General features: G+C 42.4%; 21 protein-coding genes. 13 read left to right on the top strand and 8 right to left on the bottom strand.

The genetic code is table 11. The features are described from left to right. Nucleotides 1-4 precede the first annotated feature (4 nt). Both NST25_RS19695 and NST25_RS19690 read left to right on the top strand, forming a co-directional pair. The gene (locus NST25_RS19695) at nucleotides 5-3,175 is read left to right on the top strand and encodes a GNAT family N-acetyltransferase (protein WP_340392289.1); all 3,171 of its coding nucleotides are present in this window, start codon (nucleotides 5-7) and stop codon (nucleotides 3,173-3,175) included. Further along, a complete protein-coding gene (locus NST25_RS19690; RefSeq protein WP_076104960.1) occupies nucleotides 3,162-4,037 on the top strand; it encodes an amidohydrolase family protein in 876 nt (291 codons plus the stop codon). The genes NST25_RS19695 and NST25_RS19690 overlap by 14 nt, the downstream gene beginning before the upstream one ends. 137 nt (nucleotides 4,038-4,174) lie before the next feature. On the opposite strand, the gene NST25_RS19685 is transcribed toward NST25_RS19690, so the two are convergent. After that, nucleotides 4,175-4,564 carry a hypothetical protein gene (locus NST25_RS19685; protein ID WP_340392287.1) on the bottom strand — a complete coding sequence of 130 codons (390 nt, stop codon included), beginning with the start codon at nucleotides 4,562-4,564 and terminating at the stop codon, nucleotides 4,175-4,177. A gap of 273 nt (nucleotides 4,565-4,837) precedes the next feature. On the opposite strand from NST25_RS19685, the gene NST25_RS19680 reads away from it, so the two are divergent. Both NST25_RS19680 and NST25_RS19675 read left to right on the top strand, forming a co-directional pair. Then, complete coding sequence (locus tag NST25_RS19680; RefSeq protein WP_076143756.1) at nucleotides 4,838-5,227, top strand: BlaI/MecI/CopY family transcriptional regulator; 390 nt, start codon at nucleotides 4,838-4,840, stop codon at nucleotides 5,225-5,227. After that, the gene (locus NST25_RS19675; RefSeq protein ID WP_340392284.1) at nucleotides 5,227-7,056 is read left to right on the top strand and encodes a M56 family metallopeptidase; all 1,830 of its coding nucleotides are present in this window, start codon (nucleotides 5,227-5,229) and stop codon (nucleotides 7,054-7,056) included. The genes NST25_RS19680 and NST25_RS19675 overlap by 1 nt, the downstream gene beginning before the upstream one ends. 668 nt (nucleotides 7,057-7,724) lie before the next feature. Here the strand turns inward: NST25_RS19675 and NST25_RS19670 are convergent. After that, on the bottom strand, nucleotides 7,725-8,351 hold the full coding sequence (locus NST25_RS19670) for a glycoside hydrolase domain-containing protein (RefSeq protein ID WP_340392281.1): 627 nt from the start codon (nucleotides 8,349-8,351) through the stop codon (nucleotides 7,725-7,727). Nucleotides 8,352-8,605: 254 nt separating this feature from the next. Between NST25_RS19670 and NST25_RS19665 the strand changes: the two genes are divergently transcribed. Continuing rightward, a complete protein-coding gene (locus NST25_RS19665; RefSeq protein ID WP_175617282.1) occupies nucleotides 8,606-9,724 on the top strand; it encodes a copper amine oxidase N-terminal domain-containing protein in 1,119 nt (372 codons plus the stop codon). 77 nt (nucleotides 9,725-9,801) lie between these two features. Here NST25_RS19665 and NST25_RS19660 read toward each other — a convergent pair whose 3' ends face one another. Then, a complete protein-coding gene (locus tag NST25_RS19660) occupies nucleotides 9,802-10,356 on the bottom strand; it encodes an XRE family transcriptional regulator (RefSeq protein ID WP_339187641.1) in 555 nt (184 codons plus the stop codon). 114 nt (nucleotides 10,357-10,470) lie between these two features. Between NST25_RS19660 and NST25_RS19655 the strand changes: the two genes are divergently transcribed. Beyond that, nucleotides 10,471-11,052, top strand: a complete 582-nt coding sequence (locus NST25_RS19655) for a LysE family transporter (protein WP_076304549.1) — start codon at nucleotides 10,471-10,473, stop codon at nucleotides 11,050-11,052. A gap of 21 nt (nucleotides 11,053-11,073) precedes the next feature. Here the strand turns inward: NST25_RS19655 and NST25_RS19650 are convergent, their stop codons facing one another. Further along, nucleotides 11,074-12,063: a ketoacyl-ACP synthase III gene (locus tag NST25_RS19650; RefSeq protein WP_076127253.1), complete on the bottom strand. Its 990-nt coding sequence runs from the start codon at nucleotides 12,061-12,063 to the stop codon at nucleotides 11,074-11,076. Between the two features lie 435 nt (nucleotides 12,064-12,498). Between NST25_RS19650 and NST25_RS19645 the strand changes: the two genes are divergently transcribed. Then, entirely contained in the window at nucleotides 12,499-13,164 is a 666-nt protein-coding gene (locus NST25_RS19645) for a CAP domain-containing protein (RefSeq protein WP_081391877.1), read from the top strand. A 425-nt stretch (nucleotides 13,165-13,589) separates the two neighbouring features. On the opposite strand, the gene NST25_RS19640 is transcribed toward NST25_RS19645, so the two are convergent. The 4 genes from NST25_RS19640 to NST25_RS19625 are packed head-to-tail and all read right to left on the bottom strand — an operon-like array spanning nucleotide 13,590 to nucleotide 17,720. Continuing rightward, a complete protein-coding gene (locus NST25_RS19640; RefSeq protein WP_340392277.1) occupies nucleotides 13,590-14,696 on the bottom strand; it encodes an endospore germination permease in 1,107 nt (368 codons plus the stop codon). A gap of 23 nt (nucleotides 14,697-14,719) precedes the next feature. Beyond that, a complete protein-coding gene (locus NST25_RS19635; RefSeq protein WP_340392275.1) occupies nucleotides 14,720-14,962 on the bottom strand; it encodes a hypothetical protein in 243 nt (80 codons plus the stop codon). Between the two features lie 2 nt (nucleotides 14,963-14,964). Continuing rightward, a complete protein-coding gene (locus NST25_RS19630; protein WP_340392273.1) occupies nucleotides 14,965-16,134 on the bottom strand; it encodes a Ger(x)C family spore germination protein in 1,170 nt (389 codons plus the stop codon). Nucleotides 16,135-16,139: 5 nt separating this feature from the next. After that, entirely contained in the window at nucleotides 16,140-17,720 is a 1,581-nt protein-coding gene (locus NST25_RS19625; RefSeq protein WP_340392271.1) for a spore germination protein, read from the bottom strand. A gap of 336 nt (nucleotides 17,721-18,056) precedes the next feature. Here NST25_RS19625 and NST25_RS19620 point away from each other — a divergent pair, with 336 nt between their 5' ends. From NST25_RS19620 to NST25_RS19595, 6 genes are all read left to right on the top strand, one after another. Then, nucleotides 18,057-19,271, top strand: a complete 1,215-nt coding sequence (locus NST25_RS19620) for an MFS transporter (RefSeq protein ID WP_340392270.1) — start codon at nucleotides 18,057-18,059, stop codon at nucleotides 19,269-19,271. 129 nt (nucleotides 19,272-19,400) lie between these two features. Continuing rightward, nucleotides 19,401-20,126, top strand: a complete 726-nt coding sequence (locus NST25_RS19615; RefSeq protein WP_076307676.1) for a LytTR family DNA-binding domain-containing protein — start codon at nucleotides 19,401-19,403, stop codon at nucleotides 20,124-20,126. Further along, nucleotides 20,127-21,449, top strand: a complete 1,323-nt coding sequence (locus NST25_RS19610; protein ID WP_076127243.1) for a sensor histidine kinase — start codon at nucleotides 20,127-20,129, stop codon at nucleotides 21,447-21,449. 110 nt (nucleotides 21,450-21,559) lie between these two features. Next, nucleotides 21,560-22,168, top strand: coding sequence for a CPBP family intramembrane glutamic endopeptidase (locus NST25_RS19605; RefSeq protein WP_340392268.1), 609 nt, complete (start codon nucleotides 21,560-21,562; stop codon nucleotides 22,166-22,168). 201 nt (nucleotides 22,169-22,369) lie between these two features. Then, nucleotides 22,370-22,927 (top strand): cysteine hydrolase family protein, encoded by a 558-nt coding sequence (locus tag NST25_RS19600; protein ID WP_076127240.1) that lies wholly within the window; start codon nucleotides 22,370-22,372, stop codon nucleotides 22,925-22,927. Nucleotides 22,928-23,115: 188 nt separating this feature from the next. Then, a complete protein-coding gene (locus NST25_RS19595; protein WP_340392266.1) occupies nucleotides 23,116-24,516 on the top strand; it encodes an MFS transporter in 1,401 nt (466 codons plus the stop codon). Nucleotides 24,517-24,579: the final 63 nt, after the last annotated feature.

Below are 24,579 nucleotides of genomic sequence, written 5' to 3'. Positions count from 1 at the left end.
AGACATGACTGTAAAAACTACAGCGGAACAAATCCGCATTATCGAATACGATTCTTCTTATGCTGGGGCGGTCGCAGAAATGTGGAACCGCAGCAACGAAAGCTGGGGCGGAGGCACCAATCAAAGAACTGAGGACAGTGTGCGCCGTGAGATGGAGATCTCGTCCAATCTTAATGCCTTTCTTGCCGTTGATGGCAAAGAGGTAGTCGGGTTCTGCAGCTTCGCCCACTACCGTCAAGATGAAGGGGCTTTGTATGTCCCGCTATTGAATGTACGCCCCGATTATCACGGATACAAGGTTGGCCGCAATCTGATTCTGAACGCTGTTCGCCAAACAATAGAAGCGGGCTGGCCACGTCTTGATCTGTTCACCTGGGCAGGTAATACGAAAGCCGTACCGATGTATAAGAAATGCGGATTTTTTTGGGAGAAAAATGAAGATTACGTCCATCTGATGAATTTCATTCCAACAGTACTGCAAACGGAAGCACTTGCTCCTTATTTTGAAGAACTGGATTGGTATGCAGACAGTACCCGTGAACTCCCCATCCAGCCAGATGGCCGCCAGGAGCGTGGCTTTGATTTCTTTGATTACACTTGGCAAAAGGGAGAACTCTCCTTGAGGGCGGAATTCGAGAAGACTGGCCGCGGTCTGACCGCTCTTGATACACCAGACTATGAAATCTCTACAGAGATAGATGATCATGATCTAGTGTTTGGTTCGACCTACAAGATCCGCTATCGCATCAAGAATCGTTCGACGTCTGAGCTGGCCATTGAGATCGAAGGCCAGAACGATAAAAATATCCGGTTTGCTCTATCTGCTGCGCGAATACTCGCTCCAGGTGAAACGGTTATCGTGGAAGGTGATTTTGAGCTTGATTCGGTTCGGGAAGAGCAAAATGATAAGAAGACACACCCTGTTGTTTTTAGCAAGTGGATCATCGGTGGCAAGCGTGCTGAATTCCGCATTGGCGTTGCTCCTAAATTCCCACTCAAAATGAAGATAGCGCTGCCACACCGGGAACTGTATCTGGGTCTTCCTTCGGAACTGTACCTTAATGTGGAGAATAATTTTGCTGCAGAAGCAGAATTTTCTTTTGATTTGCCCGAAGACGAATTCCTGATGTGGGCGGATCGTACAGTAAGCTTTACTGTTCCAGCTAAGAGTAAGGCTTCTATTCAAGTACCCTTTACCCTAAATTCATACGGTCTTTATTCACAGGCTATTGAGGTAACGGCCGTTCCGGTTGGAGAGAAGGCAGTCACCTTTATCAGCAAGCTATCCGTTCTAATGAAGGGAACGCATGGCCGCTTTGGTGGGGAAAACGGGGATCAGTGGGTGGCGGTGAATGGCGCCTACTCTATTCATCTTAATAATACCGACAATGGAATGTGGATTGAATATCCCGGCTCGAGCCATAATTTCTGGTTGACCCATCCGAAGTTAGGCAAGCCATTCGCAGAAGAATTCTCTAAGAAACAGGCCAAAGAAGTAAAGATCTATTCTGAAGGGGAGAGTCAGGTTCTCGAAGCTCTTTACGAGTCGGAAGAATTTCCGGGTCTTGAGATAAAAAGAGTGGCTAAGCTATTTGCCAACGGAATCGCTGAGTTTTATAGCGAGGTCTGCAATACCAATAGTGATATCCTGGAAGAAGACATGTATCTGTTGACGAATTTCGGCTTTTTCGGTAAACAGCTCATCTTACCATATCAGGGCCAATACGTGGACATGGGCGACGCTTACTCAGGCGATCCAAGTCTTTGGTACAGTGCACAAATTACGGAGAACTGGTTGTTCTGCAAGGAAGAGAACGTCACATGCGGAATCTGCTGGGATCCTTCGCTAAAATTGCTTCGCCCGGAATACCCGCTTGGGCTGGAGCATAATCTTGGCCGAATCTCCGCTGGAGATGTCGTACGGACAAAAACTATGGTGTTTGCTCTTAACACCTTCCTTAAGTGGTCGGAATTCCGCGCCTTTGCCCTAAAACAGCAGAATTCGGTCATACCGGTGTTGGATGACCATCTTGAGCTAACGCTCGGCGGTGGAAATCCTTTTGCGGCAGGGGCACTTCATGCCGAGCTAATCGAACGAAAGATGACACCGCTTGATGGAAGCCTTGAATTGTATGTACAGGCTGATGGAGAAGAGGAGCGAAGTGTCGCTGAGATGGAGTTGCAAAGAGGACAAAATTTGCACTCCGCTGGTTTTGAACTCTCTACTGAGGATACAGAATCACCAGAACACAACGAATCTGGCCGTAAGGTCCGGGTCGTCTATCGTGGTGAGGATCGCATTCAAGAGCGAACAGGCCTCTGGTTTCCACAAACGGAAACAAGCGTTGTTTGTGGGATAGAAGAAGGACCTGCGGGTCCCATTTACACAGTGAGCAACGGAGTTCTATCTATTGCAGCTGCTCCTGATTTCGGCAGCGTTGTGCATTCCTTGAAGCACCAAGGAGAAGAGTGGCTGGACAGCACCTTTCCCAAAGCTGAACCACGTTCCTGGTGGAATCCTTGGCATGGTGGACTCGGTGTGGGGATTTCTGGCATAGGCGGATTTAGCCGGTTGCAGGAGCCAAGAAGCGCAGCTTGGACGGAGCAGATGGATGATCACGGTAACGTCTGGAAGGGATTGAGACTGACCACTTCGATGGAGAAGCAGGAAGCAAACCGGGGGATCACGATCAATCAGCATTACCTCATGCTGCCCGGAGTTCCTGTGCTCTGTGTGTTGATTTCAGTAACCAATGAAAGTGGAATGACGCTGCCGCATTATTCGCTATCCGAGGATAGTTACTTTAAGCCTTCACCAATCTATTCGGAAGGCTGGATGGAGCTCCCAGAGGAAGGCAACTTCCCTATCGGGAAGGTCGAAGCCCATCTGGAATCCAAGGGGCTTATCCGAATCGGTGCAACTTCGCGTAAAGACATGCTGCATGTGGTGCATAGTTATCCTAATCAGAGAGCTATGTCTTACGTGAACAATAAGGTATTCACATATGGTGTGAATCACCATCTACTACTTCTGAACGGAGAAACCGCTTGGACACAGCCGACCTTCATGATCATGGGAGAGCTCACTCTGGATCCAGAGGTAGTTCGTAATCTTATGAAGGTGACCTTTGCTAGTGCTTCTGACAAAAAGGAGACTATAAATGCCAATCATTGATATTCACATTCATCTGTCGGACATCGATAGCTTTCATCAGACAGCACTGGACCTCTCCAAAGTTGATTACACAGCTGCTGGGCTCAAAGCGGAGTTTGACAAGAACGACGTTGTTCTCGGCATTGGTATGGGGGTCACGGAGCAGACGAAGGGAGCCTTCCCTGACTCTGCCTCTCCCAATCCGATGGGACTCGACTTGGAAGCCAGTGTGCCGCCATTCTTAATGGAATGCGTGGGCATTAATCCGAATATGCTCGGAGGAAAGGATGCTTTGGATGAGCTGGACCGAATTGAGGCACGGCTGCAAGCTCCTGAGGTAGCTGGTATTAAGCTCTATGCCGGGTACTATCATCATTACGTTTATGACAAAATCTACTCGCCGATCTATGAGCTGGCCGCCAAGTACGGCACACCTGTGGTTATTCATACCGGTGATACGTATTCGATGAATGGATTGCTTAAGTATGCGCATCCGCTTACCGTGGACGAACTGGCGTTCCAACGGCGCGACGTGAACTTTATGATCTGCCATCTAGGCGATCCATGGGTGATGGATGCTGCCGAAGTGGTCGCCAAGAATCCGAACGTCTATGCCGATTTGTCCGGTCTCGTTGTTGGTGATCGGCCTCATTTTGAGCGGTTCATGAATGAACCCCTGTTTATGGATCATTTTCGCCGGGCGTTGGTGTACTCTGATCACTATGAAAAAATGTTGTTCGGTACCGATTGGCCACTCGCGCCTATTGACCTGTATGCGGAGTTCGTCCGCCGGCTTGTGCCTGAGCAGCACCACGAGAAAGTATTTTATGAGAATGCCTTTGCATTATTCCCACGCATCCAGCAGAGAATTGCAGCGCTCTGAGCGGAGCGGGACAGTATATCTGAAGCGCAGGAAAATAATATAATTACGAACAAGCCATCCTTAGTTAGTACTAAAGGATGGCTTGCTTTTAGATTTGTATGATAACCATGCCTATTTTTAGATTGAGTTTCCAAATTTTAATCTTCCTTTTCTTTACTTAACAGATCAGCTAGCTCAACCGAATTCTTATTTCTTAAATCCAGCATCTTTTCGCTATTGCTAGCTTTAATCAGGAAACCATCTTTCGTTTTAAAATCCATATAAAGGCTGAATCCGGCCACCTTTGAATTAGCGTAGGTAACGGTCATTCGATAAGTTGGTTCACCCACATCAACAGACCCGTGTACTTTTTTTACAGTTCTTATAGCATCTTCGAAGATTTGAAGGCTTTCACGGTCAGTATAAGTAATTTCTGTTGTTTCGGATACAAGATTGACACTTACGATCTTTTGCGTGGGTCTGACTAATACAAATAATAAAATTAGTAAAATTATCAGTGAAAATGATAGAATACTAAATTTTTTCATAACCTGCCTCCTTACTTAAGAATAATGCAGACCAATCACTTAGTTTCCAAAATAGTTATAAATTTCAGCTGAGTGTGCGTTGGTTATCATTGTTGGAATCTTATAAAAATTCCTAGGGTTCTATTTATTATTTGCTACTGGACTTGTGAAACCTTTATTAAAATAATAAACGTCTAAGAATGTATACATATTTTAGAAATAATGTGCTTGCTTTTTAATTACACGTTTGTATAATGAATGTATTACACAAATGTATAATAAGGAGAAATATGGATGAATAACAAAATCAAACGCTTGCCAGATGCTGAACTGGAAATTATGCTGGTGATTTGGCGAGCCGAGAGTTGGGTTAGCTCCTCTTATATTTTGAATCAACTGGGGGACAAACGTAAGTGGGCGCTTGCAACTTTGATGACAGTGCTGTCACGGCTGGTTGAAAAGGGCTTTCTATCTTGCGAAAAAGAAGGGCGGAGCAACCGTTATCTCGCTGCAATTTCTGAGACAGATTATAAAGAGAGCGAAGGGAAGTCTACGCTTGAAAAGCTGTTTGGCAACTCTGTGCAGGATATGGTGATGTCCTTATACAACGGGAAGGCGATTGATAAAAGCGATCTTGCTGAGTTGCGGGAACTGCTCGATAGAGTAGATAAGGAGGAATCCTGATGATAACAGGTCTTTTTACAGATTTTCTGGTTATTTCTGTGACTCTTAGTTTAGTTATTATCGGCTTAATCACATTAACTCCCTTGTTAAGAAAACATTATTCGGCTAAGTTGAGCTATTGGATATGGTTGATCCTAACCTTGCGGTTATTGTTGCCATTCAACTTTTCCTTTACCAATCCTCCTGTGGCGATTCAGCTACCCGAAGGTCAGGCCATAGCAACTGTCTTTCAAAGCTCAGTGTCCCAGAATCTGCAGGCGGATACGCCAGTAATCTCTCAGCCGGTCCAGACAGGGGATGTAAGCCATATCCCTTCTATAATTAATATTTTAGCTTACATCTGGGTTACTGGCGCTGTGCTTTTTTTAGGGTATCATTTGCTGAGTTATTTCTTTTTCAGGAAACAGGTGTTACGTTGGAGCAGCCCTCTTCAGAGAGAGGATATGTTCGCCAAGCTCAAACAAGTCGCTAAAGAAATGCATGTAACAACCGCCATTCCGGTTCTGAGAAGCAGTAAAGTTCCGAATCCGATGCTAATGGGTTTTTACAAGCCAACACTATTCTTGCCGCATGATCAATATAGTGACGAAGAGCTGGAGTTTATCTTAAAACATGAGCTGGTCCATTACAAAAGGCATGACATCATATATAAGCTACTGCTACTGATTGTGCAGGCACTGCATTGGTTTAATCCATTGGTCTGGTTCATGGCACGCGAAGCTGTCCGCGAAATTGAAATTTATTGTGATGACACCGTTGTACGTAAGCAAAATGCGGCATATCGAAAGAAATACTGCGAAGCCATTTTATCGGTTATGCAAAGTAATGCTACACGGCATGTAGCTTTATCAACGAATTTTGCAGGAGGGAAACACTCGATGAAGCAGAGATTTGGCAGTATTTTAAATATGAAAGAAAAACGAAATGGAGTAGGCGCATTTCTTGCGGTCTTAATGGTGGTTAGTGTAACAGCAGTGCTAGCAGCCTGTACCAACCTAACCGGCCAATCTACAGATACGGCGGCGCTCAAACCAGGTACTATTTATTCCTACAGCTCTAGTGGCGAACAAGTGGTTGTGCATGACGCTGGGAATGCGTATTCCATGGACGAGGATGGTAATGTCTCTGTCTCCTATCGGAAAGGGGAGATTCAAGCGCAAACGCCTTTAAAACTTGATACGACTGGAACAGAAATGGGGATGGGGAGAGCGGATACCGGATTTTATATCTCCGAGGACAAAACTGCAATTGTATATGGATTTGCGGATGGTAAAGAATCCCCTCTACATGTATTAATCAGTGATGACATGGGGAAATCGTGGAATAACTACAACATTGCAGGTGCCAAGGGTTATGACGCCAAGTTCATCGGGTTTACTGACAAACAAAATGGATGGATCGTCTCCGGAGGTTCTGCAGGTGTGGGACGCTCATTAAATTATGTATACCAGACCTCTGACGGCGGGAAGACATGGACGGAGCTTGGAAATCCTAACGATTTATACGCGGAAAGTTTAGCCGGGGCAGGGTTTTCTAACAAGGATATCGGATTCTTAGGGTTCAGATATTATGAAGATAATGGGCCTGTTATTTATTGGACCAAAGATAAGGGACAGTCATGGGAAAAGCTCGTGGTATCCCTTCCGGAAACCTTTAATGAATATCAAAAAACGCCGCTTTCACCTATTTTTATTGGAAAAGAAGGATTGTATCCTATTCTGCTCAGCAAAGAGGGCAACACTGTAGGTACCATCTATCTGTCGAGTAAGGACAACGGCCTGAAGTGGACGTATGATCCCGCATATGATCAAATGGGCGATTCTAAATAGGAGCAAGTGGAGGAGGGGGTGATCTACAAAGATCTCGCCCCTTTTTTATACGGAGAGCGGACGAATTTAATATGTAGCGGCTTTTAATTGTATTTCGTACAGCTATTTTCGCTCGAAAAACTCGCTCATGAAGATAGTTGTATTTTGTACAGCTATTTTTTAGTTTTTTGCCGCTAAAGCTGATAACTGTGATTTTTAATTGTATAGAATACAGTTAAAGTGAGAAGTTAGCCTTTTACAGACGAAATAAGTGTATAAAGTGCAGTTATCTCATAGGTTGCATAAAGTTACAGCGATAAAATATACGGGGAGAGGATAGCGGAAGCAAGCTGCTGTCAGTGAAGAAAGCAAGCTGCTATCAGTGAGGAAAGCGAGTTGCTGTCAGTGTGGAATGGATGCTCGATCGTAATTCGGCTGGACATTGGAAAATTCTATGGATTTTTCTCCGAGGGTTGCCCAAAGAAGACATTAAAGTCGGATAGCTACGATTTATGAATATCTGCTTAAACAAACCGCTACAAACCAAAAACACCAGGCAGAGCTTCTCCATTAATCGGATAATCCATGCCTGGTTGTCTTTTTACTATTTTTATAATAACGAGACTTTATTTGAATCTATCATAATCTGCTTTCGTACGACGCCTCGTCACCGATAAAAGTGGAATGAATTACTTTTTCCAGCCTCCACCGCTATGTGAGGAGGACTCTACATAGTCTACGTTGATTTTGCCAGTGCTTGTTCCTACCTCAATGTTGAAATTATATTGTCGCAGGTTCCAATCCTCGAAGTTTCCCTGCCAGTCATTATCTACGATGAAGGTGTAACGTGTTGTGGCGGAATTAGTGCCTCGAATATGAGAGCAGACTGCTCGTGATCCGTAGATACCCATTTTATAGCCTTTGGAATTTTTAGTACTGCTGTCTAGCACTGATTTTATGCCTTGAAAATAAGGTACTATATTGTTTGTGATTTCGGTAGAGGTCATATCGCGGTCTATCGCAAAATAAATCGGAGTGCTGCTGGTTTGTCCCAAATCACTTGCTAATCCTACAGCCGTTTCAGCATCTTTAATCCCATTGGCTTTCGTAAAATGATCGAGCGATTTGCTGATTTGATAAAGGGATATGATATATAATCCCCCATCTGAAATCCGTGTAATCTCAGCTGAGGTGAGACCATCTTGGTATCCTTCCACGCGATTTAAATATCGGCAAACGAATGTGAATTTATTATTTTTAAGTGTAGTTAATCTTGCTGCTGTTACATTTGTAGCTGTATCACAACCTAAAGCCATTGTAATTGCCTTCTTTCAATTTTTTTGTTTAAGGTTTGGCGCCAACCTCCCTATCAATATATGAGAAAATTTTCACAGATTCTTGGGGGAACAACGAAATGGGAGAAAAAGAGGCAGATGAGAGGATGAATAGAAGGAGAGACTTTGATCTTATAATTTACTATTATTGTTAACTTCTAGGAACCTTTGGAATTAAACTGCGTCTATACCCTATGAAGAATTTATGATTTTCTAACATGGAGGTTGATCAAGATATGGATAAAAGATGGTTGCTAGCTCCAATACTTGTTGCATCATTGCTTGCTGCTCCAGTTGCGAATGCGGCATTGCCCGCTTACTTCACTTTCATTATGGATGGAGGCGGGAAAGGTACGAGCGCTGCACTAGTAAAGGATGGGATTACTTATGTTTCAGCCAGTCACTGGGAAGCGGCAGGACTTAAGGTTGTATGGGATAAATCGCATCAAAGAGCGGAGTTTACTGGATGGGGAAAAAAGATAGCCGTTCGTATTGGAAGTAAACAGGGGGTCCTTGATGGTAAATTGGTAAGTGTAGAAGGTGTTCCTTTTGAAATTAATGGTCAACTCTATGTACCTGCCCGTTTTCTTGTAAATTCATTAGGAGGAACAACGGTCAGCTGGGATGCGACGAAGAGGATATATACAGCAACTGGGCTATTGAACTATGCTAGTGCCAGCGCACAATTTGCTGGATCTACTTATACAGTGGATAAAAAAACAGGGGGTTTATATCTAACAGATTCCGCAGGACAAACTCGCTTGCTAACGAACCTTGGTTCGCAGTTATTCGATGCTGTTCAATTCGATTTTCAGAAGACGCCGAAAGGTCTAATCTATCTAACCGTAACAGATGTTTACGGAGAACCACATATCAATAATAAATGGTATACGATGATTATTAAGGATGGAATGGTCATTCGCCACGCAAGTGTAGGATACCATCTTCGTTATGGTGACAATGTGAAAATAGCTGGCGATCAGCTCCTGCTTACCGATGGGAAAATATTACGATTAATTGAAGATGGAACAGGGAACGTAACGGAGACGATTAATCTGAACACCCTAGGTGGTAATTCGGATAATTATTTAGTGGAGGGAATGGACGAGGATTTTCTGCTGATTCGGTCCAATCAGCAAGGTTTCCTCATGATGATAGATCGTAAAACAGGTGCCAAAACATTGTTGTACAAAGCACTTCTTGACGTAGAGCAGCAAAAATATGCCGAAACAAACGACCTTCCTTTTTTTGGAGACAATCTGAAATTCCTGAAAAGAGAAGGGGATGCCCTGCTTTTTAATAATGAATATGCAAAAGACGGTAAGGTTTATAAGTTAATGCTGGACGGTTCATAATGGGGAGGCTGAGCGTTATCTCCGCAGGTTATCATAGTAAGATTTGATCCCAAGGTTTAAGAACCTTGGTTTTTTTGCTAACTAGAATAATATAAGATCATGCTTAAACGGGTCAATGATTGTCCTGGATTATAATATACATGGGGTTTGTCTGCGTTAAACGTGATAGAATCACCAGATTTTAATAGATATTCATTATCATTGACACGCAAAGACAATTCACCATCAAATACAGTGATTAATTCTTCAGTTCCTTCCATATGTGGATTGGCATCAAGGTATCCACCTTCGTCTAACTCCACTGTATACCCCTCAAATCGTTTGCTTTCATCAAATGGGAAAGAGGGATATACCCGATATTTTCCGTTGTCTTCAAGCAATGGTTGAATTTCATTTCTTAATATTAATCTTGTGTCAGGTTTTGGATAATCTATCAGCGCAGAAAATGAAGTTTTTAATCCATTGGCGATCTTCCAAATGGTTGTAATGGTAGGTGCCGATTCGCCTCTTTCGATTTGACCAATCATTGTTTTGCTTACTCCTGTTAATTCTGCCACCTTTTCCAGGCTTAAATCTTTACTTCTTCTAATCTTTTTTATATTCTCCGCAATGATTTGATTTATCTCTTCCACGGTAATTCTCCTATTCCTATTTACTTTATAACGACCAGGATATACAATAAAACGCACATAAGGACGTTATAGCGTCTGATAAATACATTATAACATACAACGAGGTGGAATTCAGTGATTGTTTCTTTGTTTTTATATGCATTTGTGGCTAGCTTTACTCCGGGACCTAATAACATTATGGCAATGACTTTTGCAAACCAGTTTGGTTTACGAAAAACAATGAGATTTTGTTTAGGAGTGGGCACAGGTTTTTTCGTGATTATATTGTTATGTTGCTATTTTAATATACTTCTGATCAATTTTATCCCTAAGATTGAATCTATTATGGCTGTGATAGGCGGAGTCTACATGTTTTATTTAGCATTTAAAATTATTACAAGTAAACATCAAGAAAGTGATGGAAGTGGCGATAAACACAACAGTTTTATTGCGGGTATGCTTTTACAATTTATTAATCCTAAAGGGATATTATATGGAATCACAGTTACATCTACATTTATTCTTACCTCTCATTCTTCCTATTTTAGCTTATTGAGTTACTCTATAGTCTTAGCATTCATCGGTTTTATGGGCACTTTTAGTTGGTGTTTATGTGGTTCTCTTTTCAAAAAAATGATATCTAAATATAGAAGTCAATTTAATATACTGATGGGATTGTTGTTAGTGTATTGTGGAGTTTCGATAGTGATAGGATGAATGAATGAATGGAGCCTCATGTCAATAACGCCATAACATTGAACCGGCTTGATAACCTGACCCCAATGTCCAAAATAATAAGTTGTCGCCACGTTTGATCAAACCATGTTCAATAGCACAATATAAGGCCAGAAAGGGACTGCTTGTGCCTGTATAGCCATATTCGTCGGCTACATAAATAATTTTATGTTGATCCAGGTTCAGCTTAGCTTGAAGTAATTTAATATTAGCCAATGTAAATTGTGAAAAACAAAAAACTTGTATATCCTCGAATGTTAGGTGATGTTTGTTTAATAATTCAACAATAGATGCTTCCGCAAATCGTACACTGTCTATTCCGCTGAATCTCCCCCAGTGTAAGTAGCGGTGTTCAGCCCCATCACGCAAAGACTTAGCCAATCCTTGAGCGGGGTACACAATTTCTTCTGTAAAACGGCTGTCCGAAAGATACCTTACGTCAATTAATCCACTCTCTGAATGATCTTTTTCTAAAATGAGGGCTACGGCGGCATCGCCAAAAATTGAATATGTTATTGGATGTGAAGGATCAGCCCATAAATTTAAAAAATCCGAACCGATAACCAACGCTCTATCTCTATCAGGATCATCGTATAAAGTACGAGCAGCCTGTTCAACCGCAATAAACATTCCTATACAATTACCATTTAAGTCATAGCAAAGCGTATCATCTTTACCTTTGATAGCTTTGTGAATAAGCAATGAATTCGTAGGTGATAAATATTCCGGAGTTGAGCTGGAAAAAAGAATCAGGTCTATATCTGCAGATTTCAATGATGCAGCATCAATTGCCTGTTGAGCGGCATTAATCGCCATCGTCAACGAGTTCTCCTTCGTTCCTTCAATAACATGGCGGTTTTTTCTGCCTGTCTTTTTAAGAATCCGCTTAATATCTATACCTTGCTTTTGAAAATGGTCAATAAAATATTGGTTGTTAATCACTCTTTCAGGACAATAAATGGAGACTTGTTTTATCGAGATACCTTCTAACATAGCATGATCACTCCTTGTAATAATTTTGCAATCACATTACATTAAGTAATCTAAAAGTATCTATTTACCTAACAAAGCCTGCTTATTTCTATAAGCTTGTTTGTCCAAATCTTATTTGATGTTATACTTTATGATCTTAACAAAGCATAACATTAATTAGTAAAAAATTCTATAAATTACTATAAATGTAACTATATCGACGCATCTAAAATATCCACTAAGATTAAGTCCACAGCAACCATGTTGCGAGTGGACTTTTTTGCTTTTTATATTTTTGAATTAGAGATGAATAAATCAGGGGTACTTTACAAAAACTTTATTCGATTAAGTCACTACTTTGCCAAATCAGGAGGGGTTCTAATTAAACCATTTATCGTAATAGTAGCGCTATTACTCGTTACTGCTTGTTCGGGTAATAACTCGGCCAACAACCAAATGACAACTCAACAAACGAAGGTTGACAATCATGCTCGTAAAACTACCTCAAGTTCAACTTTAACGCAAGCATCTTCCATTTCCACGGAGAATGCAGGGAATACAACAATTAAGACTAAACAAGTTCCTGGCGATGTAACGAAATGGCTGGATGGGTTCATCCGTACCAATCCACCTACAGGAAGCACAACAGATCAAACAACGTATCCGCAGCAGTCGGCGAAACCACAATATTCTGCAAATCCGCAACATTCTGCTGTCCCACAGAAGTCTGCAAATCCACAACCATCCACCAATACATCCCAATCGGTACAGCAAGTATTGGATTTGGTGAATAAAGAAAGAACGAATGCAGGCTTGAAGCCTCTTAGCTTAAATAGCGAACTTTCGAAAATGGCTTTGGCTAAAGCGCAGGATATGTATGACAATAACTATTTTGACCATCAGTCTCCTACGTATGGATCTCCGTTTGATATGATGAAAGCATTCGGGATCTCATACAATTCAGCAGGGGAAAATATCGCCAAAGGTCAGTCGAGCGCAGAAGAAGTAATGAACCAATGGATGAACAGTCCTGGTCATCGTGCCAATATCCTGAATAGTAGCTTTACAGAAATTGGAATAGGTTACTATAACAGCGAGTGGGTTCAAGAATTTATTGGTTAGAGCGAGTAACGTAATAAACTTAACAGGGGTGTCCTAATAAGCTAAAAGTGGCTGTTGGGCATCCCTACTTTGCTTCGTTTGATCCAATAACACTTGCACAGACCAAGCCCATCGGACACAGCTGACCTTAAACGTGTCATGGGTCTATATTTTGCATCCTAGCGGACTGTATAGCAGCTATTCCCATAAAAAAACACTCAATATGAGTCTTTTTATATGAGATAGCGTCAGTGGAGTCCGAAACTCTGCTCCAAAGGCCAAAAAATTGGGAATAACGTCCTCTGGGTCCGGAAATCTCAGAATCTTCAATCGCGATGGCAAGCAATTATGTAGAGCAATACTTTTGCTGGCGGGCTGGATTCAAGAAAAGAAGAAGCTGAAGTCTGCGAAATGAGATAGGGGATATTGAATCCGTTTAGAACGGGTTATTTTTTGTGTTGATTTATATGATAACGAATAAAAGTGACCAATAGAATCAGAAGAAACGGCAGGATGTAAGCTAGATTAGTGAGCAAGGGCCATGTAGTATTCACGATTTTCTCAAGCTCAGACTCCTGTGTGTAAGTCGTTACAGATAACAGCAGGCAGACAAAAGCAAGTGGGAAAACAATTAAACGTTCATCATTCAATCTCAGAAGCTCCTTTAGTACTTTAATAAGAATAAGCAGCAGGATAGAAGCCTTGAAATAGAAGCCGATAATGAGTGAAAAACCAATCACGGATTCGATTCTTTCAATGGTTTCCTGAAAATAAATGAGTCTCGCCAACTGATATAATGAATATTTCAAGCTGCCGGACAGTGGTCCCAATACCATAATACTGCTAATGACAGAAGCAATTAACGTCAGGGCATTGATGATGAGTGCAAGATACATCTGTTTTCCCAGTTTAGAATTGTCTTCTTTACGCACGAACGGTAAAATCATCGAAAAAACGATAAGCTCGGAATAGGGAAAGCCATAGACTACATATGTAGCACTTAGGATAGGCCTAAATCCATCAGGCATGATGGGCAGTAGGTACTCGGGATGATACAACCCTGCTACGAGTATCCAGACTAAGATGATAAATCCGAACATTAGTGACATTAGGACGGCTGCCATGCGGGCAATCACTTCAATTCCAGCTAGAGCTGTCATCGCAATCGTTATAAAAAACATGGTGTTTACTGCGTAAGTGGGCGTTTCTTTTAACATCGTGCTTTTGAAAAAGGTTCCGATCTCAATTACAATTCCAGCGACATTCCAAAACAGTACACAAGTGAAAGGAATCAGGAGGACGAGGGTCAGTCCGTTTCCAAGTACGGAGCGGCTTTGTTCCACAAGCGAAAGATCTGGCGCTCGTCGGTTCAAATATAGAATACCGGAAAGCAGAGCCATTCCTATGGCCGAGGCGATTAAGAGGGATATCCAGGCTCCGTTGCCGGCAAAGTTAGTTAGTGACGCAGGGACGATAACGATTGAGGAACCGGTCATAAAGAAGAGAAACAGCATGGACATTTGGATCGAACTAACACGTTCTTGCTTATTCATACGTTCCTCCTCATTCTTTAAGCTTATGAAATGGCAGGGTTGATCCAATGGACGATGTGCTCAGCTGGAGCCGTGAATAAATTGAAGATGGAATCTATATTGGGCCATGGCTTAGCTGCAATAAAGATAAATCCGAGATAAAGTACGGGTAGTAATAATACTCCATAAACTACTCGATCGCGGATGGAGGCTTGCTTAAACCTTGGGATGTCATGGGCTAGCATAGCGGAAGCTAATAAGAGAACGCAGATTATTTTTCCCACCATAGCTACTTCTCCTTTGTTCCAAATATTGTGCCTGAGTTCATTCCAGTGCTTAGCACTTTGACATCAACGCTGATATCGAACTGAGTCTGGGCGAATGTATCCTTCCATTGAGGCTCTAGTTGTTTCCACAGCTGCGGATTTTTCCGGTAAATCTGATTGCCAATTCCGAGTGCGTCGATCTTTTTTGTTTTCAAAAACTTGGTTGCGTGCTCAACCTGTTGTTCAACCTGAGTTATGATACGCTGCTCAAAAAGCTTCATGTCCTTATTGTTTTTTAAATGTGAGCAACGTAATTCTCCGATCATTCCTTCAATAGCAATTTTTACACCGACGGACACAGAACCATTTTTTACGATTGGAGTAAGCGTACTGTTGAAGGTAAGCACTTCAAGCGTTTCTTTTTTCCGCAGCGGTACTTCGGTCTCATCCGGGCAAGGAAATTCTAGTACTCCATAGATATATCTATCCGTCAGCATCATGAATGCTTCTGTATCCTTCTCCTTTAGAATGTCAATCATTTTACCGTCATGAATTACAGCCAGCCCAGATATCAATGGTTTAGGATCCAAACTGGTCTTATGCAGGTAAGGGATGATGGAAGTATTGGAGGGGCTACACATTTGTATAGCCAGCTCATAGAGAGGAATCTTGGAAGTTTTTGCGGCATATAGAGCACCGCTCGTCTCCATTCTCTTATACTGTTGACCAATGGTCTGCTCGATAAACGGGTTGATATCTAAAAATGGTGCCGCAGATTGCTCAGCGATGAGAGGAAGAACGGTACCACGCGGTTCTTGATCCCTGGAGAAAAAATCAAGTACCTCCCGGATGTTCGTGGTTCTGGCTAGTTGCTCCCCGATTAATATGACACGCATATGATCCCATTTGGCTTTTCGACCAAATTTTGCCGGGATCTCCCTTATTGCTTCAAAAAAGGTTTCTCCACTCGTAACGATATTAATTCCCTTGGACGCTGGATCCCCTGCTTGTCCCATTTCTATTTTGGTGGAAGGATTATAGAAATGTGTCGTGATTACAATCCGATTGTCTTCGCTTTGGTCAATGGCGACCGCCTGCACATACCCATACTCGTCCAATTCTTTATTATCCCAGCATCCGCTAGTTAGAGTGAGTACAAGAAGGGAAATTAGTATGGTAGTAAGCCGCTTCACTATATCTACTTCCTTCCCGAAGTCTTTTTATATAGGTGTCGATTCCGTGGTGAATGAAGCAGCAGTCTTCTCGGAAGTAGAAAAATAGAATCACGTACTCTTTTAAGATCTAACGGAGCTAACGAGTCTAAATACGGTTCTCCTAAAGAGCGCAAGGTAGCCAGATGGAGATAAATTAGAATAAAACCGACCATGATGCCAAGTCCTCCGAATGTTGCCGCGAGAATCATTAAGGGAAACCGTAAAATCCGCAGCGCAATTGCCATATTGTATTGTGGTAGCGCAAATGAGGCAATGCCCGTCAAAGCGACGACAATGACCATGACCGGAGAGGCAATCTGCGATTGAATAGCAGCTTGTCCAATGACCAAAGCCCCAACGATACTGACGGCCGATCCAATCGGTCTGGGTAAGCGTATGCCCGCCTCTCTCAATAGCTCAAAGAAAAACTCCATGATCAAAGCTTCAACCATAGCCGGAAAGGGGATTCCTTCGCGTGTGTTTAGAATAGCAAGCAGCAGAACCGTGGGAATTAGTTCGGAATGGAAGTTGGATAAGGCAATATAGGTACTGGGTAACAGCAGGGCGATGATGAAGGCAGCGACCCTAATCAGTCTTATCAATGATGAAAAAATAGTCCGGTAGTAATAATCTTCGCTATTCGTAAAAAACTCCATGAAATTCCCGGGACAGATCAGAATGGAAGGACTTCCGTTAACCATAGCAATAATCTTCCCGTCTAGCAGAGCTGTTATAGCTGTATCCGGTCGTTCTGTATAGCGGACTTGTGGAAATGGTGAGTAGAGCGAATCACCGATCCACTCTTCGAGATAGGAGACGTCAAGAATTTCTTCCTGATCAATACTTGCTATCCGTTGTTTGAATTGATTTAATGTTTCTGCTTTGACTACTCCATCCAGATAACCATAGGACAACGTTCTTTGAACCTGCTTACCAGAGGTAAAGAACTCGAACTTAAGATTAGTAGATTTCAGCAAACTACGAATAACACCTACATTACGCTCCAAGCTTTCTATAAAGCTGACGTGGGGACCTTGAACAGTAGGCTCTGAAATGGGCTCAGAGGTTTGGCGCTGTTCTACATCGAAGGCATAATAGGCAACGGCTTTTTGCCAACCTGTAAAGAAAAGGACAACTTTCCCATCAAGAATCCCCTTAATGGCTTGACCGATATTGTCCATTAATTCAAGCAGCGGTGATGAAACACCATTTTTTTCAAAATAGGAGATGACATCTTCAACGGTTACGTCCAAGGTGGGACCCAGCTCATGCGGAACTAAATTCTGCAAGACATCTTTAAAATAATTTGTAGGGTCAGACTTAGTAAGTGTATTGAAATAGACGGATGAGGCTTCATACTTAAGATCCGGGCCATAATGCCATGGAATAACCTTTAGGTCCGAACAATTGGCAAAACATTTATTAATAATCTGTAAGTTGTCTTCGAGAGACGCAGCGATAGCATGGGAAAAAAGATCCTTCATTGAAAGCTCATTTTCGGCTTCCAATTGAGGGTGCACCTTAGGATTAGACGGAGGTGTCTTGGCGTTAAAAAATTTCCGCATGCAATTCTCCTTAAATAAATGAGATGTTAAGTGATTTTTATCTTCTCCCTTATTTAGGAATTTATTCGGAAGATAGAGATAGATCAAATTTTTCGTAAAAAGAACAATTGGAACTGGCTCAGGGAAGAGATGCGATGTTATAATGAACATAATTTTTTCCAGGAGGTGCTCCTTGTGACCCATTCCATTCGTTTATGGTAATCAGTGGTGCAAGACAAGTGGACTCATTCATTTTTTTGAGATATGGAAATGAGTTTATTTGTGATGTGCCTGTTTCAGTGTGCCTATGCTCATGGAATGAGTTTATTTAAGTTTTTAATCAAAGGAGATGACCTTATGCAAATACAATGGAAAAAAGCCTTCGCCCTTATTTTTAGCGGACAGATTTTCTCGATTCTCACGAGTTCGATGGTTCAATTCGCGGTGATCTGGCACTTGACGGAATCGACAGGGTCAGCGGCAGTTTTGATGATTGCTGGGTTGGCAGCGTTTTTGCCGCAAGCGGTCTTGGGTCCTTTTGTAGGGGTCTGGCTGGACCGTTGGAATCGTAAAATAACGATGATTATTGCTGATAGCGCAATTGCGCTCTTCAGTCTGATATTAGGTATTTATTTCATGTGTGGGGAACCGGGACTTGGCTTTGTGTATGTCATTCTGAGCTTGCGTTCGGCGGCATCAGCCTTTCATGCTCCGGCTTTTCAGGCGGCTGTACCATTGATTGCACCTGAAGAAGAATTGACAAGAGTCGCGGGCTGGCAGCAGATGGTGTTCTCTTTCTCGAATGTAATGGGTCCTGCACTTGGGATAGCGGTTTACTCGGCAACTTCGCTCGGGGCAGTATTACTACTCGATGTGGCCGGGGCTTTGATTGCGAATCTGATGCTGTTCATGGTGAAGATCCATCAGCCTAAAGTGCAGTCTACAGCTGCGCCGTCTTTCGTTCAAGAATTCCGTTTGGGTTGGAACGCACTCATTCAAGCGAAACCCATTGTGTTGATTACGGGGGCTACTGCGGTGTTTAGTATCGCATTTATGCCATTGGCGACACTGTTTCCTTATATGACATTGTCTCATTTTGGCCGTGGAGGATACAGTGCCAGCCTGGTGGAAGCGGTGTTCAGCATCGGGATGATTTTAGGTGGTCTGCTATTGTCGATGTTCTCATCTAAATGGAGCGACATTAGCTATATGAGAGTAGGTCTGCTAGTCATCGGTCTTACCTGTGTGATCAGTGGTTTGATTGGTCCGAATGCATTTGTGATTTTTGCCATTCTCTCGTTCTTGATGGGCAGTGCGGCACCCTTCTTCAATGGTCCCTTCATGGCGATGATCCAACGTTCTTTTGAACCCGAGATGCTTGGGCGTGTCATTTCACTCGTGACCAGCATTATGATGTTGTCCTCGCCAATTGGGCTGCTGTTGGCAGGACCTGTGGTGGATCGATACGGTGTGCAGCTATGGTTCCTCGGTTCAGGAATTGTGGTGATGCTGACCGCTCTGTTTATTTTCATCCAGTTTCGGCGGCTGGCGTCCGCTCTTCCGATGAATTGACTAGGGTAGAAACTTCCCTGTAAAAAAGAGTTTATAGGCCGGTCCGAGAGGATCGGCTTTTTGGCGGTTCTTCATATTTTTTCAAATTATAATATGATAGAATTACGTTCACTTGGAGGGATACACAATATGAATCTTCACATTGCTATCTGTGACGATCAGAGGCAAGATGCCTCGCGGTTGGAAGAATTACTCATGAAGCAGATAACCAGCCTGCAAGGGATGACTGCCTCTATTGAGATTTTTGAATCAGGCCAAACCCTGCTTCAGGCAATGACGAATACCGCATACGATATAGTTTATCTGGATATGGAGATGCCCGAGTATAACGGTATAGAAGTCGCAGAGAAGATCCGGCTCAAAGATGCCAGGGTATTAATTATCTATGTCACCAGCCATACAAGTTATATGAGAAGAAGCTTTGCGGTTCATCCCTTTCGCTATCTGCTGAAACCCATTGATGAACATGAACTGCAGACCGCCACAGTCAAAGCCATTCAGCAATGCATGCAAAGAAACAACGTGCTGTCATTCTCAATCCATCATATGAGCTATAATTTAAGGGTAGATGATATTATGTATATCACGGTAGAACGAGGTAAAAAATTGGTCCTTTGTACTGAACAAGGGACTTACTCGTATTATGGCAAACTGAGAGAGTTGGAAGGACAGCTGGAATCACACGATTTTTGTCGCGTACATACGGGATTCCTAGTAAATTGGCTGTATGTTCGTTCTTTAAGCAAAGAACTTATTCAGCTGAAGAACGGGGTGGAGCTTCCCGTCAGCCGCAGTAGAAGCTCTGATTCTTTACGGTCCTACCATGCCTTTATAGAAAAGAGGCTCTTAAGATAAATGTCTTTCATCCGGGAGATTAGTCCTTACTTTTTTGGTGTATTTATGCTCGTCCTTATATATGTCCCGCAAGGGGTTACATTTTATATTTTTCTCAAAAAATTCCTGATCCTGAGCAGGAGCAAAAATTCATTTATAGGCTGTCTTATTATCTTTTATATAATTAAATCGCTTACCGCTGCTAGCTTACCTCTAGTAGATTCGGTCATCCTTCACCTACTTGTGTATAGTCTGATTACTATTTTTTATTTCCGCGGCAGTGTGCTACAAAAGCTGTTCTTTAGCAGTTTCTATACAGTGTTTACGGTGGTTATTGAGATGCTGGTATGGTCTGGGATTCAGCATATCCCACTCAATGCCGAGGGAATAGATACAGTTAATTTCTGGTGGTTATCTTTTGCTTTCCTATTTGTTGTTTTGCTAAGCATCATGTTATGTCTGCTATTGCTGCGGTTGTTCAAAGTGGATACCACAACGTTACTGTCGAATCAGGATTGGGCTGTGCTGAATCTTGTTTCTGCGGGTTCTTTGCTTATTATTATTGTGAATCTGAGAAATTCCAGTGATAAACCTTTTGATATTCCGTTTGATTTTGTATTCATCCTGCTTGGGATTCTTGTAATTAATGTGGCTGTAATGTTTATATATCAAAAGTTAATGAAACGGATGCAAATAGAATTGCATAATCATGTGCTTCAGCAGCAAGTGAAGGATTACACGAGTAAACTGAAAGATAATCAGGAAGCACAGCGTTTGCGGCATGATCTGAACCATGTGTTGATCCTTATTCATTCTCTGCTGGATGAAGGAGCTGTACAAGAAGCCAAGCGATATATTGCGGAGCTTGCTTCGACACAGGAGGCAGGAGAAAAGTATATTTCTTCTGGAAATATAGCTATTGATGCCATCTATAATGAGAAGTTCGCCAAAGCCGAGCTACATCAAGTTACAATGCAATCTCATTTTTGCATCCCGCAAGACCTGTTACTTGCAGGCAAAGAGGTTGAAATTGCAATTATTTTAGGCAATGCATTAGATAATGCAATCGAAGGGGTTCAGAGATTACCAGAGTCAGAGCAGAATGTTATTGGGCTGGAAGTGATTTATTGCGACGGGTTATTGGTGATTTCTTTAAAGAATCCTGCATCTCTGCTTACAGAGGACGGGCAGGGCTCTTTTTTGTCCAGCAAGCGGAACTTTGGGCGTAGAGGGTTCGGAATCGAAAGCATTGAGTATGCGGTTCAACAGCTTCAAGGAAGCGTCAGTTTCAGATATGAGAATGGGCAGTTCATGATGTTGGCGGTATTACCACTGCCTGAGTAGCAATCCGCAACCAACTACTCCACCTAACCTGCAAGTTACGGTCTCTTCCCGCTGGTAAGCAGCGGTCCATGATATATTGAGGCTGTTCTTATTAAAGGGAGGGTATTCCGTTGACATTGTCATTGCTCATCAGTGCAGTCCTTCAGCTCATCTTATTCAGCATCATTCCCTATACATACTGGTTTTTTACAAGCAGAACAACTTCATCCTTTGCCATGTGGATTGGCTGGAAGAAACCCCAATTGCTTTCTAGGAAGCAGTTCATACTATGGTTTATACTTACCATGACTATATTCACCAGCCTGGGAATGCTTACAGCAATCTATATGCTGGATAAGAATACTTTGGCCAGCTCACAGTTTTATGGTACAGGTCTTAAAGGTTTGATTCCGGCATTGATTTATTCTTGGTTGCAGACTAGCTTGTCCGAAGAGATTCTGTTCCGCGGCTTCATTGGTAAAAGGTTAAGTTCGAAATTCGGATTCGGAATTGGAAACTGTGCTCAAGCTTTATTATTTGGTGTCGTACATGCTGTGCTGTTATACAGCAGTTCCGGATTATTGAATTCTGCTGTTGTAATGTTTCTTACAGGTTTTGTGGGTTGGAGCATCGGAATGTTGGATGAGAAATTATCCGGCGGTTCGATCATTCCAGGTTGGGTTCTGCACGGGCTGACTAATCTGATTTCCACCATTTTTATGATGTATCAATGGATGTAGCAATCAAAGTTTTTAGAGAGTACATTTTAAAAATATGGTAAACTAAAAAAGTCTTAAATTATAAGATTAAAGTTTATATACCATTTTTATTGGGAGGTAGATATTATGAAAAACAATGTCAGCTTGCAAAATGATATGGGGATAACGTTTAACTGATCAAGCGTGTTGACGTTTCCCCACCATTCGAAAGGGGAAAATCATTTGAATCAGGTATTATTAATCATCGATGCACAACAAGAATTAATGGATGGAAACGAAAAGGAAAGTGCAGTATTCAATAAAGAGCAGCTTATCCGGAATATTAATAAAGTGATTGAACAAGCAAAAGAAGCCGATGTCGAAGTTGTGTTCGTTAGGGATCTAGATGTCGCTGAAGGAACAGGTACAGGCTTTCAAGTTCACAATGAAATCAACAGGTCTGCAAATGCCAAAATCTTTGATAAGCTGGCAACGAATTCTTTTCACGGAACTGAGCTGCTACAATATCTGAAAGATCAGCAGATTGAGCATGTGGTGATTATGGGATGTAAAACTCAACACTGCATCGATACTGCGGTTCGGACGGCTACGGTTAGCGGCATGGATGTTACATTGGTCGGAGATGGTCATTCTACAACGGACAATGATGTTTTAAGTGCAGAACAAATCATCAAGCATCACAATAAAACATTACATGGGCACTACAATGTCGAACATTTTTCTATGGTCAGAAGTTCCGAAGAAGATTTGTTTCGCCCAACGCATGACTCTTATAGATAATAATTCAGTGGCGGCACTTAAATGTGCCGCTTTTTGCTGTTTCGCAGGACCTCTGATTTTCCTCACCTATACTGATAGACATATTCGCCTAAACCATTTCCATCCCATCTTTATGGGATTGTTCTTGCAAGGGATCTACTTATAATTGTTAGTAATTCTTAAACAATATGAGTAGGGACGGGATCAACATGATGGCAGCAAAAGATATAGAGTTTAAAAGCACACACGGGCAGCGGCTGGGAATGATGGCGGCTATTTGTATGGGGGCGTTTATTTCCCATTTTACAGCTGGAATTGTGAATGTGTCGCTTCCTTTTATTGTGAATTATTTTCAGACAGAGCTTGGGAAGGGATTATGGATCACAACAGGTTATCTGCTAGTGATTACGGCTCTTCTTCCTGTTATGGGGAAACTAGGCGACCGTTATGGTTTTCGCCGGATTCACAATCTTGGATTTATTATTTTTACTGTTGGTTCTGTCCTAGTCGCTTTTTCACCTAATCTGCCAATATTGCTAACGCTCAGAGTTGTACAAGGAGTAGGAGCTGCAATGTTTCAAGCAACTAATATTGCACTCATTACCATTCATATGCCGAAAGAGCAAAGAGGTCGTGCACTCGGAATTTTAAGTACAGCTGTCGCGCTGGGCGGGATGACGGGACCTATAGCGGGAGGTTTGATTGCAGAGTGGCTGAGCTGGAAATGGTTGTTTTTAATCCATGTTCCTGTGGCGATTGTGGCTACAATTATGGCATATCGGTACATACCGAACCGTGTGCAAGAGCGCAAGCCGGGTGCTATCAGCTTCGTGGGGGCCAGCTTGTTTATGGCATTCATCACCTTGGTCCTTCTCGTAATAACAAATGGGAGCAAATGGGGCTGGGTGTCCGTGCGGACAATGACAAATTTGGTGGGGGTTTCCTTGTTGTTGATTACTTTTCTATTCTGGGAGCGGAAGCAAAAGAATCCTTTTCTACCCTTACAAGCATTGAAAATTCCAACTGTAGCGGGAGGCTTGATCGTTAGCTGTGCCTCTTTTATTTTATCTAATACATTGCTTGTCCTCATTCCATTTTATTTGATGGGGACTTCGGCTCCGTTCTCGTCATCTACGACAGGATATATTATGGCGGCTTATCCCATTGCCTTGGCGTTTGCAGGTCCTCTCGCAGGCTACTGCTCCGACCGTTATGGCTCTCATCGTTTGATGCTTATGGGACTGAGCTGCATGGGAAGCGGGTTTATCTTGTTACTGGTGTATTTAGATCATATACCGATTTATGGAATCGCGGCGATTCTATCTCTTATTGGCCTTGGTATGGGGCTCATTGCCTCTCCTAATAATAGCTTCATTATGCAGCAGACACCACGGGAACACGTGGGTTCGATTGGCGGATTAATTGCTTTAACAAGAAATGCGGGTATGGTCTTTGGCTCAGCACTTGGACTTGGTGTGATGAGTGGAGAGACAGGACAAGGGAGTCAGTTGCAGGCGTTCAAATTGGTTTTTGAGATTAATATTTTCATTTGTTTAAGCGTTATTGTATTAATGGTTGTTATAAATAGAAGGACATTTAAATCTGCTTGATCTAAAAAAATGTGTGTGTAATCACAACTCAAGCTTTGGTGTTCTGTTACGTTGGAAGTAACG

The organism is Paenibacillus sp. FSL E2-0190, from assembly GCF_037992965.1.
In the GTDB taxonomy this organism is placed as follows: Bacteria; Bacillota; Bacilli; order Paenibacillales; family Paenibacillaceae; genus Paenibacillus_AQ; species Paenibacillus_AQ odorifer.
Note: the sequence above shows the minus strand (reverse complement) of the source record. Positions and strands in the feature narration are given on the sequence as shown.